The organism is Fibrobacter sp. UWB11 (assembly GCF_900143015.1).
In the GTDB taxonomy this organism is placed as follows: Bacteria; Fibrobacterota; Fibrobacteria; order Fibrobacterales; family Fibrobacteraceae; genus Fibrobacter.
This window is the reverse complement of the sequence record NZ_FSRT01000005.1, coordinates 55020-69402: the sequence shown is the minus strand read 5'-3', so window position 1 is coordinate 69402 and position 14383 is coordinate 55020. Positions and strand designations below refer to the sequence as shown.

At 47.4% G+C, this 14383-nt stretch carries 13 protein-coding genes; 10 read left to right on the top strand and 3 right to left on the bottom strand.

The features are described 5' to 3' along the window. Positions 1-3 precede the first annotated feature (3 nt). Genes BUQ91_RS14930 through purT form a run of 4 tightly spaced genes read left to right on the top strand, consistent with a single transcriptional unit; the run spans position 4 to position 5745 of the window. Positions 4-1758 carry an FISUMP domain-containing protein gene (locus BUQ91_RS14930; protein WP_074209855.1) on the top strand — a complete coding sequence of 585 codons (1755 nt, stop codon included), beginning with the start codon at positions 4-6 and terminating at the stop codon, positions 1756-1758. 11 nt (positions 1759-1769) lie between these two features. Further along, positions 1770-3581 (top strand): FISUMP domain-containing protein, encoded by a 1812-nt coding sequence (locus BUQ91_RS14925; RefSeq protein ID WP_074209854.1) that lies wholly within the window; start codon positions 1770-1772, stop codon positions 3579-3581. Positions 3582-3585: 4 nt separating this feature from the next. Beyond that, positions 3586-4500: an FISUMP domain-containing protein gene (locus BUQ91_RS14920; protein ID WP_074209853.1), complete on the top strand. Its 915-nt coding sequence runs from the start codon at positions 3586-3588 to the stop codon at positions 4498-4500. Positions 4501-4560: 60 nt separating this feature from the next. Then, positions 4561-5745 (top strand): formate-dependent phosphoribosylglycinamide formyltransferase, encoded by a 1185-nt coding sequence (gene purT, locus BUQ91_RS14915; protein ID WP_072826730.1) that lies wholly within the window; start codon positions 4561-4563, stop codon positions 5743-5745. Between the two features lie 109 nt (positions 5746-5854). Here the strand turns inward: purT and BUQ91_RS14910 are convergent, their stop codons facing one another. Beyond that, positions 5855-6604 carry a 16S rRNA (uracil(1498)-N(3))-methyltransferase gene (locus tag BUQ91_RS14910; RefSeq protein ID WP_074209852.1) on the bottom strand — a complete coding sequence of 250 codons (750 nt, stop codon included), beginning with the start codon at positions 6602-6604 and terminating at the stop codon, positions 5855-5857. Positions 6605-6694: 90 nt separating this feature from the next. Here BUQ91_RS14910 and BUQ91_RS14905 point away from each other — a divergent pair, with 90 nt between their 5' ends. The 6 genes from BUQ91_RS14905 (at position 6695) to BUQ91_RS14880 (ending at position 11344) form a co-directional block, all read left to right on the top strand. Continuing rightward, positions 6695-7489, top strand: coding sequence for an HAD-IIA family hydrolase (locus BUQ91_RS14905; protein WP_074209851.1), 795 nt, complete (start codon positions 6695-6697; stop codon positions 7487-7489). Next, positions 7489-8364: a metal ABC transporter solute-binding protein, Zn/Mn family gene (locus BUQ91_RS14900; protein ID WP_254842392.1), complete on the top strand. Its 876-nt coding sequence runs from the start codon at positions 7489-7491 to the stop codon at positions 8362-8364. The genes BUQ91_RS14905 and BUQ91_RS14900 overlap by 1 nt, the downstream gene beginning before the upstream one ends. After that, complete coding sequence (locus tag BUQ91_RS14895; RefSeq protein ID WP_074209849.1) at positions 8364-9134, top strand: metal ABC transporter ATP-binding protein; 771 nt, start codon at positions 8364-8366, stop codon at positions 9132-9134. Before BUQ91_RS14900 ends, BUQ91_RS14895 begins: the two co-directional genes overlap by 1 nt. Positions 9135-9253: 119 nt before the next feature. After that, positions 9254-9544 carry a hypothetical protein gene (locus tag BUQ91_RS14890; RefSeq protein ID WP_072826735.1) on the top strand — a complete coding sequence of 97 codons (291 nt, stop codon included), beginning with the start codon at positions 9254-9256 and terminating at the stop codon, positions 9542-9544. After that, positions 9544-10029 (top strand): rRNA maturation RNase YbeY, encoded by a 486-nt coding sequence (ybeY, locus tag BUQ91_RS14885; RefSeq protein WP_074209848.1) that lies wholly within the window; start codon positions 9544-9546, stop codon positions 10027-10029. Before BUQ91_RS14890 ends, ybeY begins: the two co-directional genes overlap by 1 nt. Then, positions 10022-11344 carry a hemolysin family protein gene (locus BUQ91_RS14880; RefSeq protein ID WP_074209847.1) on the top strand — a complete coding sequence of 441 codons (1323 nt, stop codon included), beginning with the start codon at positions 10022-10024 and terminating at the stop codon, positions 11342-11344. The genes ybeY and BUQ91_RS14880 overlap by 8 nt, the downstream gene beginning before the upstream one ends. A 194-nt stretch (positions 11345-11538) precedes the next feature. Here the strand turns inward: BUQ91_RS14880 and BUQ91_RS14875 are convergent, their stop codons facing one another. Continuing rightward, positions 11539-13383, bottom strand: coding sequence for a DNA topoisomerase IV subunit B (locus BUQ91_RS14875; protein ID WP_074209846.1), 1845 nt, complete (start codon positions 13381-13383; stop codon positions 11539-11541). Positions 13384-13579: 196 nt separating this feature from the next. Then, positions 13580-14344, bottom strand: a complete 765-nt coding sequence (locus BUQ91_RS14870; RefSeq protein ID WP_074209845.1) for a hypothetical protein — start codon at positions 14342-14344, stop codon at positions 13580-13582. Between the last annotated feature and the right edge of the window lie 39 nt (positions 14345-14383).

Here is a 14383-nt window from a genome sequence, read left to right as displayed (position 1 = left end):
GTTATGAGTAAACGTGTTGCGTTAATTGCTTTTGTTTTTTGCTCTGTTTTTGCAACGCTTGTCGCCTGCAGTTCTTCTAAAAATGCAACGGTGGTTTCTGATGATGCTGCTGTAAAATCAGAAACGTCATCTCGCGAGATTCTTGTGGACTCTCGCGATGGTCAAGTCTATAGGACCATGAAAATAGGTGAGCAAACATGGATGGCCGAAAATTTGAACTATAAAACGGATGGCAGTGAATGCCTAAATAATCTCGACGTTAATTGCGCTCGATTTGGACGTTTATACGAATGGGGCAATGCTATGGATAGTTCTGCGGTATTTGCAAAAAATGGTGAAGGCTGTGGACTATGGGTATCGTGTTCTCCGACTTATCCGGTGCGTGGAATTTGCCCTGCGGGCTGGCATCTACCTTCTCACGATGAATGGAAAAAGTTGATCTCTTTATTAGATAAAAAAGATACGGTGGGGTTTGTGCCCAGGTTGATGAATGAGCGTAGAATATATAAAGATGTTGGCTTTTGGAGTTCTACCATATATGATGAAGATCGGGCGTATAGGTTGTTTTCCTATAATAACGATATATCTTTAGACAAACATTCTAAGTATATGGATAATTACATTCGTTGCATAATGGATGAAGATGGACAAGGAATTCCGACGTCGTCATTATTGCGCACAGAACATTCCATGGTTGATTCCCGCGATGGTCATGTGTATAGAACAGTAAATATAGGCGACCAAACATGGATGGCCGAAAATTTAAGCTATGACATGGCGGGCTCTGAATGTTGGGCTGATGATAGTACGTGCGATGTACGAGGTCGTTATTACGGATGGGATAATGCGAAAAATGCATGTCCTGTAGGTTGGCATTTGCCGTCAATTGCGGAATGGTATACCTTGTTCTCTGCTGTTGGGGGGCAACGTGTAGCGGGTAAGACGCTCAAGGCTAAAACAGGTTGGGATCGTTGCGACGATTGTGAAGATGAATATGGATTTTCTGCAATGTCTACAGGTATTGCTTATTCAACGGTTCAAGTCTCTGATGGAAATGCAGATTTTTGGAGCTTTGCAGAAAGTGATTCAAACCATGCATATTTCATGTCCTTGGCTTTCTATACGGATATGGCGAATATTATCGACCAGGATTATTCGGCGCGGTCTTCGATTCGTTGCGTTAAGGATGGTGCTAGAGAAAAGGTTAATCCTGCAAGCTTACCGGTGAAAGTCGAAAAAGGTGTTGAGTCCTTTATGACGGACAAACGTGACGGACAAACTTATAAAACCATAAAAATTGGTGAACAGACGTGGATGGCGGAGAATTTGAATTATGATGTTCCCGGTAAAAGTTATTGCTATGGCAAAATTCCGAGTAACTGTGCCAAGTACGGTCGTCTTTACGAAAACCGCATAGCTATGGAGGTTTGCCCTGCAGGTTTTCATTTGCCGTCTCCATCGGAATGGGAAACGTTGTTTAATGCCGTGGGTGGGCAATTCATTGCAGGGAGTGTACTCAAGTCTAAAAAAGGCTGGATAAATGATGGAAATGGAATGGATCCGTTTGGATTTTCGGCAATTCCCGCTGGCTATGGCTCTAGTGTTGATAGGGAAGAAGGCAAGTCTGCCAATTTTTGGTGCTCTCAGGAGGCTGATGATAAAAATTTCTATTACGTGAAATTGAAGCATGATGTCTTTTATGCTGATATGAATCGTTTTCAAAGCGACTTTTTTTCCGTTCGCTGCGTGATGGATTAGAGGAATAGACTATGAGGTCACTTTGTTCTCTTTTATCTGTTGTTTTCTTGCTCTTGCCTGCTGTTCTTGCATACGGCTCCATGAAAGACCCGCGTGATGGTCAAATATATAAGACAACCCAAATTGGCAATCAAATCTGGATGGCTGAAAATCTGAATTTTGGCGGAACATGTTATGATAATCATGTTTACAATTGCATAAAATATGGCCGCCTTTATACTTGGAACGAAGCGAGGAGCGTTTGCCCGGCTGGATGGCATTTGCCGTCGCGAATGGAATGGGATTTCTTGATGGATCAAGTGGGGGGAACATCGTTAGCCGCAAAAATGCTCAAGTCTGCAAAGGGCTGGATCCATGAAGGCAATGGTCTTGATAATTTCGGTTTTCAAGCGATTCCTGCGGGTTATGATTTTGTTGTTAAAACAAAAGCTAGCCGTATTTTCGATGCTAAGGAACGCAATGCGCTTTTTTGGAGTTCTACAGATAGTAATAAAGACGATGCGTATGCCGTTTTTCTGTCTTATTCCAGCGACAGTGTAGAATTTATTGCAGATTATAAAAAACTTGGTCTATCGGTTCGCTGTGTTATGAACAATGCGGAGAACCATTTTGTTGAAGCCGATAGCTTGCCGCAACAAGTTCCTCTCGCTTCATCGAGTTCTGCGATTTCTGTAGTCAATCCGAACTTTATTCCAAATGATTCGTCTAAGGTTCAAGAAGTTCTCGTCGATTCCCGCGATGGTCATGTTTACAAGACGGTCACGATGGGTTTACGGACTTGGATGGCTGAAAACTTGAATTACAAGACGGCCAATAGTTCGTGTGCTGATGAAAGCGATAGCGCCTGTTCTCTAGGCCGCCTTTACACATGGGTCGATGCGATGAGTGTGTGTCCTGATGGCTGGCATTTGCCGATGCAAGAAGATTTGAATATCCTGTTTTATGCCGTAATTGATTCTGCTTATGCAGGCAATGCATTCAAGTCGACCGTAGGTTGGTTTAATCGTGGGAATGGCTGGGATGCTTATGGGTTCAATGCGATTCCTATTCATGGCAATGGACGTTATGCATTTTTTTGGAGTTCTCAAGAACATTCGGCTGATGATGCGTATAGTTTATTCTTGAATTATTATGACAAGGGCGCTCGTCGTGTAATTGATTACAAGGGGAGGGCTTTGTCTGTCCGTTGTGTGAAAGATGTTTTCAAAGGAACTTTAACGGATTCACGGGATGGCCGAAGCTATAAGACAGTGACGATTGGCTCCCAAACTTGGATGGCTGAGAACTTAAATTACGATACCAGTTTTACTTTTTGTTATGACAAAAATTTTGACGGTTGTTCGAAATATGGCCGCCTTTATTTAGAAAGTACCGCAAAAAACGTATGCCCGACAGGTTGGCATTTACCGACTGATTCAGAATGGAAAACTTTATTTAAGGCGGTAGGGGGATTGTCCTTGGAAAAAAATGCTTTCTCGGTTGTTGGCCGAGCACTCAAATCTAAGACAGGTTGGGAAAAGTACGAAAAGAAATTCGGAGAGAAGATTGTTATAAATTGTGAATATTGTACGGATGATTATGGATTTTCGGCGTTTCCTGCGGGTAAGGCTTTTTTCATAGGGACTCCTGATATTTGGAAAGTGAAAATAGAGGACTATGAGGCTGAAACTAAGAATACTCGGTTCTGGAGTGTAGGGAATGGAGATATGCGCTCGTCTGATTCCAAGTCTTTTGTAGAACTGACTCACGATAGCGAAAATGCGTATTTGCGTCACGATGGTGATAGTACTTTTATGAATTCGGTTCGTTGCATAAAGGATTAATAAAATGATTATGGATAAGCGAATCGTTAAGTTCTTTTTTATTTGCGCTCTTGCTTTTGTGATGCTTGATGCCTGCAGTGCTACAAAAAATTTGTCTAGCGATGAAATTGCTGAATCGCCTTCCTATGTTATGAATAACGCTGGTGAATTTTTTACGGATTCCCGCGATGGACAGGTGTACCGAATGGTGAACATTGGCGGGCAAACTTGGATGGCGGAAAATTTGAATTACAAGATGGAAAAAAGCTATTGCTACGATGACCATCCGAGTAATTGCATTAAGTATGGGCGTCTTTACACGTGGGGCGCTGCGATGAATCTTACAGATTCGCTTTGTGTAAGAAGCAAGCGTTGTAGAGACTCTGTCTCGGCTTTTGCTGTACAAGGTGCATGCCCCATAGGTTGGCATTTGCCAACGGAAACAGAATGGGATACTCTATTGACCTATGTGCGAGGCAGGGGTGATCTGTTGTCATCGGGACCGGAAGCGGGCTGGACTAAATGCAAACAAAATTACCGTTTCTGTTTTGATATTTTGGGTGAAGATAAATATGGCTTTGCGGCGTTACCTGCAGGTGGCTTGAACTTTTTTGGTTATGAAAATGAAGGTAAAATAGCTGTTTTTTGGGGACCGCGTGGTGCGATACGCTTGGTAAAACAGTGCAAATTGCAAACGAAATGCCGTTGTTGTCCAGAATATGTTTTTTGTAGCTACGAAGTGAGCCCCGTTTGGGGAGGAACTAGCGATGCGTTTTCGGTTCGTTGCCTTAGGGATGAACCTTTACAAAAAACTGAAGTGATGGTTGATGAATCTATCTCCGATAAAGAGATGATTCCAGATTCTATCGTAAAGGAATTGTCTGTATGCCCTAAAAACGATGATGATGGTTCTTCTGATTATGAATTGGATGATTTATAGGGGGTGATTCCTCGGTCGTGCCAACTATATTTATATTTGTAGTCACAACAAGGAGTTTTTATGGCTGAAATCGGTACACCTCTTAGTTCTACCGCAACAAAGGTTCTCTTTTGCGGTTCTGGCGAATTGGGCAAGGAAGTCATCATCGAGATGATGCGTCTTGGCGTCGAAGTGATTGCTGTAGACCGTTACGCCAACGCTCCGGGCATGCAGGTGGCTCATCGCAGCTACGTGATCAACATGCTTGATGGCAAGGAACTCCGCGCCGTCATTGAAAAGGAAAAACCGGATTACATCGTGCCGGAAGTCGAAGCGATTGCAACGGACACGCTCGTGGAACTTGAAAAGGAAGGCTACAACGTCATTCCGACAGCAAAGGCCACCAAGCTTACGATGAACCGTGAAGGCATCCGCCGCTTGGCTGCCGAAGAGCTCGGACTCAAGACGAGCCCGTACCGCTTTGCCGATAACTACGAAGATTTCAAGGCTGCGGTCAAAGAAATCGGTATCCCGTGCGTTGTAAAGCCGGTGATGAGTTCTTCCGGTCATGGTCAGAGTGTCATCAAGACCGAAGCCGACGTTGAAAATTCCTGGAACATTTCCCAGACGGGTGGTCGCACTGGTGCTGCTAGCCGCGTGATTGTCGAAGGCTTTGTGCCGTTCGATTACGAAATTACTTTGCTCACGGTTCGCCATGTGGGCGGCACCAGCTTCTTGGAACCGATTGGTCACCACCAGGTGGGTGGCGACTATCAGGAATCTTGGCAGCCGCAGCCGATGAAGCCGGAACTCTTGGAACAGGCAAAGGTCATTGCGAAGAAAGTCACGGACGCTCTTGGCGGTCGCGGCATCTTTGGTGTGGAATTGTTTGTCTGCAAGGACGAAGTCTTGTTCAGCGAAGTTTCTCCGCGTCCGCACGATACGGGCATGGTGACGCTCATTTCTCAGGACCTTTCTGAATTTGCATTGCACGCCCGCGCTATTCTCGGTCTCCCGATTCCGAACATCGCTTTCCACGGCCCGAGCGCATCAAAGGCAATCGTCGTCGATGGCAATTCTGACCATGTGAAGTTCAGCGGTCTCGAAGAAGTTCTTGCAGAACCGGATACGGGCCTTCGCTTGTTCGGAAAGCCGGAACTCAAGGGTCACCGCCGTATGGGCGTTCTCCTTGCTCGTCGCGACACAGTCGAAGAAGCCAAGGCAACTGTCATGGCTATGCGCGAAAAAGTGAAAGTTAGTTTGTAGGTTTTAGGTGGTAGGTTGTAGGTTTTAGGAAAAAACACGGGCTTTCGCCCGTTTGTAATGGGGCGGCGGAGCCGCGATAATTTACCTAATGCCTAAAACCTAATACCTGCTACAGCACTTTCCCTAGTGCAATAACTGCGGCTGTTCTTGCTCGCAAGCGAGTGTTGCCGAGATTCAGTAAATAGACCTTCCCGTTCTGGAAGGTCTTTATTGCTTCTATTTCGCGTGGAGAAAATCCGCCTTCGGGGCCTACAAGTAAAGTAACCGGCTTGGCGGGCACATTGTTTGCTGTGTTCTCGGAACTGTCCGCGTTTTCCCCTAAACCCAAATCCAATTTGCGTTCCCCGTCGATGTCGCAGAGAATCAAGTCGCCTTGATAATCCTTGAGCCACTTGCTGAACTCAATTGGGCCTTCGATGCGTGTCATCCAGGCTTTTTTGGATTGCTTTAAACTCACGAGACTCTTGAGCTCTGAACGGCGCACGAGCTTGTGCAAGTCGGAATTCTTGGGTTCCTGCGAATAGTCTGTACGTAAAAAGACGATGCTGTCCGTTTCTGTTTGCGCTACATGAAATACGACTTCTTCGAGCGCATCATCCTTGAGGCAAGCGATGCCTAGGTTCAAACGCGGACGTTTGAACGGCGCGTCTTCGACTTTGTCGACTTGCACTTCGCAGGCCTTGGAGTCTGCCTTGGTGATTGTTGCATCGGCATAATGCCCGAGTCCGTCGCAGAGCTGTAGAATGTCGCCATTTGCGGCACGGCATACGCGCACGGCATGGCTACTTTCGTTTTCATCCAGGACAATGGTGCCCTCAGTAATTAACGGGCAATAGAAACGGCTATCGGGAGTTTTCATGGCTGTAAAAATAGCAAACCAAACTACAAATCACTATAGACCAATGACTAGCGACTCGAGACTAAAGACTAAATTTCTATATTACATCCCGTGAAAAGTCCTGTAAAAGCTGTTGTTTTTGATTTAGACGGAACTCTTTATTTGAGCGGTCGCCCGTATCCGGGTGCGGTTGAAACAGTCAATCGCGTGGCAAAGCGCGTGCCGGTCTATTACTTGAGCAACAACACGAGTAAATCTCCGGTCTTTTACGAGAACCGCCTCAAGGTCATGGGGCTTCCGCTTGCAAAGGACTCCATCATTTCGGCACTGTACCTCTCGCTCGATGCGATTCACGAACGCAAAATCAAGAATGTCTTTTTCTTTGCGAATCCGGAAGTGTACGAATGGTTCGCGGCGCAGGACCCGAGCCTCAATTTGCGCCCGTCGGTCGAAGAAACGGAACTGGTGCTTGTTGCTTACCACAACAGCTTTGATTATCGCGAACTTTGCGAACTCTCCTTTAGAGTACAGTGTGGGATCCCGTTCTGGGTCACGCATACGGATTTTGTCTGCCCTGATGAACGCGGTCCCGTGCCCGATATCGGTAGCTTCATGGCTCTCCTCAAGACGGCTTACGGTGTCGAACCTGAGATGAGCTTTGGCAAGCCGAATCCGGCGATGCTTTCGGGACTTTTGAAACTTTACCGCCCCGAAGAAATCTTGTTCGTGGGGGACCGCCTTTATACGGACTTTGAACTTGCCAAGCGCTCCGGCTGCCGTTTTGTGTTGCCCTTGTGTGGCGAATCGAAAATGTCGGATGTCGAAAAGCTTGATGTGAAACCTGAGTTTGTTGTCAACAACGTTAGTGAAATTGATTTTAACGCCTTTTTAGAAGGGAAAAAATAATGCGCTTTACTCGTCTTTTGTTTTTGGTCGTTGCTATTTCTGCTGCAATTGTTTTTGCTGATGATGGAAAAATTACCGTTGCTGTTTCTTTGCAACCGTATGCGACACTCGTTAAGATGGTGGGCGGTGATCGCGTGAATGTGGTGACTCTTTTGCCGCCGGGTGCCGATCCGCATAACTTTGAACCGAAGCCGGCTGTAATCAAGGCGTTTTCTCTTGCCCAGGTTTATTTTTCTGATGGCTCGGGATTAGATAAAGTTTGGATGCCTCGCTTTTTGGGTGCAAATAAAAAAGTCGAAGTCGTTGATATTTCCAAGAATATCGAATGGATGAAGTCGGAACATGGAGAACATCATGGAAAGGCTCACCACCATGACGAAGAATTTGACCCGCATATTTGGACCTCTCCGCTCCGTGTGAAGTTCCTTGCCCAGAATATTTTCCATGCGCTCAAGAAACTTGATCCGGGACATGATATTTATTATATCAATCAAATCCAGGCTGTTCAGAACCAGTTAACGTCTATTGCTCGTACCTTGAAAGAAACCGTTATCGATATGCCGTTGAATCGCCGGTCTTTTATTGTGTTCCATCCGTCGTATGGATATTTGGCCAAGGATTTCGGGCTTAAGCAATATGCAATCGAAGTGAATGGCAAGGAACCTAAACCGAGAGATTTGGCAAACCTTATCATGATGGGCCGCAAAAATGGCGTAAAGGCCGTGTTTGTGCAACCGGAATTCAGCAAGCGTGCTGCAGAAACGATTGCAAAGGATTTGGGCGCTGTCGTTGTTGAAACGGATCCGCTCGCCGCTGACTTTATTGGCAATACGCAAAAGTTTATTGACGCACTCAAACAGGCTGGCAAAAAGTAATGTCTGCTATCGACATCAAAGATCTTTCTTTTGGCTATGGAAAGTCGCCCGTACTGACGGACGTGAATCTTTCTATTGACGAAAATGACTTTGTTGCAATTATCGGGCCGAATGGCGGTGGCAAATCCACGTTGATGAGGCTGATGGTCGGGCTCTTGAAGCCGACTTCTGGAAGTGTGCGCTTGTTTGGCGAAAAGGTTCCGACGAAAAAGGTTGCTGTCGGTTACGTTCCGCAGAATACGAACAAGAATATTGATTTCCCGATTACGGTGGGCGAGTGCGTTGCTACAGGCAAACTGGGACTTTCCCCGAAATCGGACGAAGTGAAGGCTGCGCTTGACCGCGTGCATATTGGCGGCTATCTGGACCGTCGCTTGGGTGAACTGAGTGGCGGTGAACGTCAGCGAGTCTTGATTGCTCGTTCTCTTGTCTGTAATCCGAAGATTCTCTTTTTGGATGAACCTTCCAATAACATTGACGTCGCTGGAATCGAAGCGCTTTATAACATGCTTGCCGAATTCAGTGAAACGATGACAATTGTGATAGTGACACACGACCTGATGGCGCTCTCGCACAAGGTAAAGAGCGTCGTTTGCGTGAACCATTCTGTTCACTATCATGAGGGTGGTAACCTGACCGAAGGAATGCTCCACCGCACGTACGGCTGCGAAGTGGACTTGATTGCCCACGGGGTGCCACATCGCGTTCTCGGGAGCCATGACCATACCCATGGCGGTTGCTGCGAACATCATCACCATACTAGTCGTTAGTTCTTGGCCAATAGTTATTGGTTGTTGGTCATTAAACCTCGAAATCCTAACTCTTGCCCCTAACACCTTAAAGAATAATGTTATAATTGTATAGTACTTGTGTTTCATTGGAGGTAAAAATGAGTGCAGAAGTCGAAGATTTGACCGTCGAATATACCGACGAAGAAACCGGCGAAGTCGTCATCAAGGAATTGAGCAAGGAAGTCCTGTCGAAGGGCGCCTGGCCGACCGTGATGTTCTTCTATCAGGACCGCGATCCGAAAACGGGTGAATTCAGCGAACCGAAAGTTTCTCTGCGCCGTTACCGAAAAATGCAAGGCATGTTCAAGCCCCAAGGCAAGTTCAAGATTACAGGCAAGGCGCAAGCCGAAGCCATTATCAACGTATTAAAAAAGTGGTATAACATTTAATGCCAGACCCTGCTAGTAAAAAGAAAGACTACACTATCGATTTCCTGTGCGAGGGGAATATCGAATCCTTCCCGTGGAAGGATAAGTTCGAAGCCATGGCCCGCAAACTCCTTGCCGAAGAAGGCACGGAAAATAACGTCAATATCGTGCTCTGCACGGACGAGTTCGTTCGCGAGATGAACAAGAACTATCGCGGGCTCGACAAAGTGACGGACGTGCTTTCGTTCGAATGGCACGAAGAAATCCCGGGCGAAGAAGAAATGCTCGGCGAAATCTACATCGCGAGGGACCAGGTCAAGCGCCAGGCCCCGCAGTACGGCAACAGTTTTTTTGCCGAGATGAAGCGCGTGATTGTCCATGGCTTGCTCCACCTGTCGGGGTACGACCATATCAAGGCTGTCGACCGCAAGGTGATGCGCGCCCGCGAATGTGAGTTCTTGGGACTGGATCCATACAAGGACAAGGAGAGCATGGAAAATGGGTGATACGAACACCATTGCTATTGTTCTTCTCGTTTTCTTTCTTTTTATTTCGGCGTCTTTTACTTTGGTCAAGGCTGTCTTTGCAGCCATTTATGCCAAGCGTGAAGACCATGACCGTACGGATCGCGAAGCAAAGATTGCAAAGATCGTTGAAAACCGCGGTTACAACGAAACCGTCTCCATTGGCCGAATTTTTTCGGACGTGGGAATCGGTGTGTTCGGATTTTATCTGTTCTCGAATGCCCCGTGGCAGTGGACTCACGATTTTTGGTTGCTCGGAATCATGGCGTACATGCTTTGCGCTTGTGCCGTGATTTATGTGGTGACTATTTTCTGCCCGAACTTGATTGGTAACTTGAAACCGGATACTTTGTCCGTTGTTCTTGTGCCGTTGTACAGGTTCATCCGCATGCCGTTCGTACCGGTGGGTCGCGTTTGCCATACTATTTACCTCAAGTTGTTGAACGCTCTGGGTTACGATGCAAAGCTCAGCTTCTTGCCCGAAGAACGCCGTGATGCTGTACAGGCAGACCTTTCGGATTCTTCGCTCAGTGAAGAAGGGCTTGAAAAAGAAGAACGCCAGATGATCCTCAATATCTTCGACTTCGTGGAAACGCCGGTGCGCGAAATCATGACGCCGCGTGTGGACATGTGCGCGATTGATGTGGACACGTCGCTTGATGATTTGGTGAAGGTCTTGAACAACGAACGCCATTCGCGCTTGCCGGTTTACAAGGAAACGGTCGACAACATTGTCGGTATCCTTTCGAACCGCGACTTCTTGGAATGGTACACGGAACATCGCGACGAACCGTTTGACTTGATGAAGCTCGTGATGCCGCCGGTCTACGTGCCGTACCACAAGAAGATTGATGACCTGTTGACGGAACTCCGCAAGACGGGTAACCAGCTCGCCATTGTTGTCGATGAATACGGCGGCACGGCTGGCCTTGTGACGCTCGAAGACATTCTTGAAGAAATCGTCGGTGAAATCCGCGACGAAGACGACATGGACGAAGACGAGGACGTGCAGAAGTTGAAGGACGGACGCTACATTCTCGATCCGCTGATGACGCTTTCGGACTTGGAATACGAACTCGACGTAGAACTCAAGCCGCCTGAGAATTCCCACGTGGAAACGCTTTCCGGCCTCATCCAGGCTACGCTTGGTATCATCCCGTCGCCAGGCGCCGAAGTCAAGATTCAGGGTTACACGTTCCGCGTTTTGCGCATGGACGGCACCCGCATGGAAAAGGTCATGATGATTCTCCCTGCCGGCGTGAAAGGCCCCAAGACGCAAAGTCTCCATAAAGTGTAAGTCATATGTCATGCCCGCCTTGAGCGGGCATCTCCATTAAAAAATAAAAAGCTCGCGACCTTTGGAATCGCGAGCTTTTTCTGTAGATATTTAAGGTTTAGTCAATAGCTTTTAGTCAATGGTCATTAGTTTTTTAATCGCGACGAAGTCGCCAAACTATAAACTAAAAACTAATGACTAACGGCCGATGACCGCTACAGTTCTTCCACTGCTTCTGCTCGCAGGTTCTGCACAATGTGCTCCTGTCGGCTCGGCGTGTTGTTGCCCATGTAGTATTCCAGCATCTTGCCGAGTGTTGCGTCGGGCGGAATGCTCACTGTTTCAAGGCGCATGTCCTCGTTGATGAACTGTCCGAATTCTTCCGGGCTGATTTCGCCAAGACCTTTGAATCGAGTGATTTCGAGACCGGTCTTGCCGATTTCCTTTGCAGCCTTGTCGCGTTCGGTTTCATCGTAGCAGTACTTGGTCACCTGCTTGTTACGCACGCGGAAAAGCGGTGTCTGCAAGATGTACAGGTGCTTCTGTTCCACGAGTTCCGGGAAGAACTGCAAGAAGAACGTCATGAGCAAAAGGCGAATATGCATACCGTCCACATCAGCATCGGTCGCGATAATCACTTTGTCGTAACGCAAGTTCTCGAGACCGTTTTCGATATCGAGTGCGTGTTGCAACAAGTTAAATTCTTCGTTCTCGTACACGACCTTCTTCGTCATGCCAAAGCTGTTCAGCGGCTTACCGCGGAGGCTAAACACAGCTTGCGTCTGCACGTTGCGGGCCTTGGTGATAGAGCCGGATGCGGAATCACCTTCTGTAATGAATATCATCGATTCGCGGTTGAGCGCGTTTTTGACGTCGGTGAGGTGAATCTTGCAGTCGCGCAGCTTGCGATTGTGCAAGTTAGCCTTCTTCGCGCGTTCGTTCGCAAGCTTCTTGATGCCTGCGATTTCCTTGCGTTCGCGTTCGTTCTGCGTGATGCGGTTGAGCAAAGCCTTTTCGGTTTCCGGGTTCTTGTGCAAGTAGTTGTCGAACTGGCTTGCGACGTAATCGACGACCCAGGAGCGCAACTGGGCTCCGCCCGGCGAAACCGTCGTCGAGCCAAGCTTCGTCTTTGTCTGCGATTCGAACACCGGTTCCTGGATGCGTACGGAAATCGCTCCGATGATGCAGTTGCGAACATCGGATGGGTCAAGATCCTTCTTGAAGTGGTCGCGGGCGCCCTTGACGATGCCTTCGCGGAATGCCTGCTGGTGCGTACCGCCCTGCGTGGTGTGCTGGCCGTTCACAAAGCTGTAGTAATGTTCACCGTACTGGTTGCCGTGCGTGAAGGCACATTCGATATCCTTGTCCTTAAAATGAATTACCGGATAGCGGATAGTGTCGTCCACATGCTTGTTCAAAAGGTCCAAAAGGCCGTTCGGGCTTGTGTAGACCTTGTCGTTCATCACGAGCTGGAGGCCGTTGTTCAAGTACGCGTAGTTCCAGACCTTCTCTTCCATGTAGGCCGGAAGGAAGCGGTAGTTCTTGAAAATATCGGCATCCGGTTCAAAGTAAATCTCGGTACCGTTCTTTTCGGTTGTTGCACATTCCTTGTAGTCCTGCACAAGCACACCGCGGCAGAATTCAGCCTGCTTCATGCGGCCGTCGCGGAAACTCTTGACGATGAACTTTGTGGAAAGGGCGTTCACGGCCTTTGTACCCACACCGTTCAAACCAACCGACTTCTGGAACGCTTCGGAATCGTACTTACCACCCGTGTTGATCTTCGATACGCAGTCGATGACCTTGCCGAGAGGAATACCACGACCGTAGTCGCGCACGCGTGCTGCGTGGTCGTCGATATCAATTTCAATTTTTTTGCCCGCACCCATCACGAATTCGTCGATGGAGTTGTCGATAATTTCCTTGACGAGCACGTAAATGCCGTCGTCCGGGCTCTGTCCGTCGCCAAGCTTACCGATGTACATGCCGGGACGCAGACGTATATGTTCATGCCACTCTAGGGATTTGATGCTGTCTTCTGTATATTTCGTAGCTGCCATTAATCAATCTCTTTAAAATTCAATTCCATATATAGCAAACGATTTTCTCAGCAACCTCAATGGGGCTTTTTCGCGTTAGCTATGATCGTCATGCAAATATATAAAAATTTTGAATACTGCACATTAGAGCATTTTAAAAGGTCGAAAAAACACTCTAGATGTTTTATCTAGAGTGCAAAGTCTAAGTGGAATTTTTTTAGAAGTTGATGCCCGCTTTGATTCCGAGCATCATACGCGTGTACTTGCCGTAGTATTCTTCGCCAATGCCGAATCTGAGTTCTGCGCCTGCATAGAATTGCGGAGTGATGTTTGCGGTAAAGCCGAAGTACGGATCAAAGCCCGTTTTGCCAGTGAAGTCGTTGCTAATGCCTTCACCCTTGTAGGTGAACTTGCCGAGCAAAATGTGAGTTTGAATACCGATGTACGGAACGAATACCGGGTTTACTTCGAAATCAGCTTCTGCACCGATGTTCAATTCCCAAGGTGGATTTATTTCGTCATCGCCGGAAGTGTGGAGCTGGAGGCCTAGTTCAGAACCGAAGTTTACGATGTTTGATTTTAGGGAGAACTGGGCACCGAAGTGGAAACCGAAAGCTCCATCGTCGTCACATGTTTCTTTGCTGCAAGAGGGGAGAATGAAGTCCACAAATGCGTTTACGTTGGGTGTGAACTGGTAGCGGGTCATAAGCTGAATTTGGGCAAGACCTGCAACGTCATCATAGGATTCTCCATCGTATGCGGCGTAGGCGAGGAACGGAATGCCGATTGCTACTTCAAAGCTCGGTGTGATAGAATAACGGGCGCCTGCTGCAATCTGTACTTCGGAAAGTTTTTCGACATTAAAGTAAAAGAAGGCTAATTCGGCCTGGCCTCTGCCTCCTTCCAAAACCGGGAAGAAATCCCAGGTAGCAAAAGATGCGGTAGCCGTAAGTGCTGCTGCAAGTGCGATTCTTTTTAACATTATTTTCCTTCTTGTGTTTCTGGAAAGCTAATATAGTAA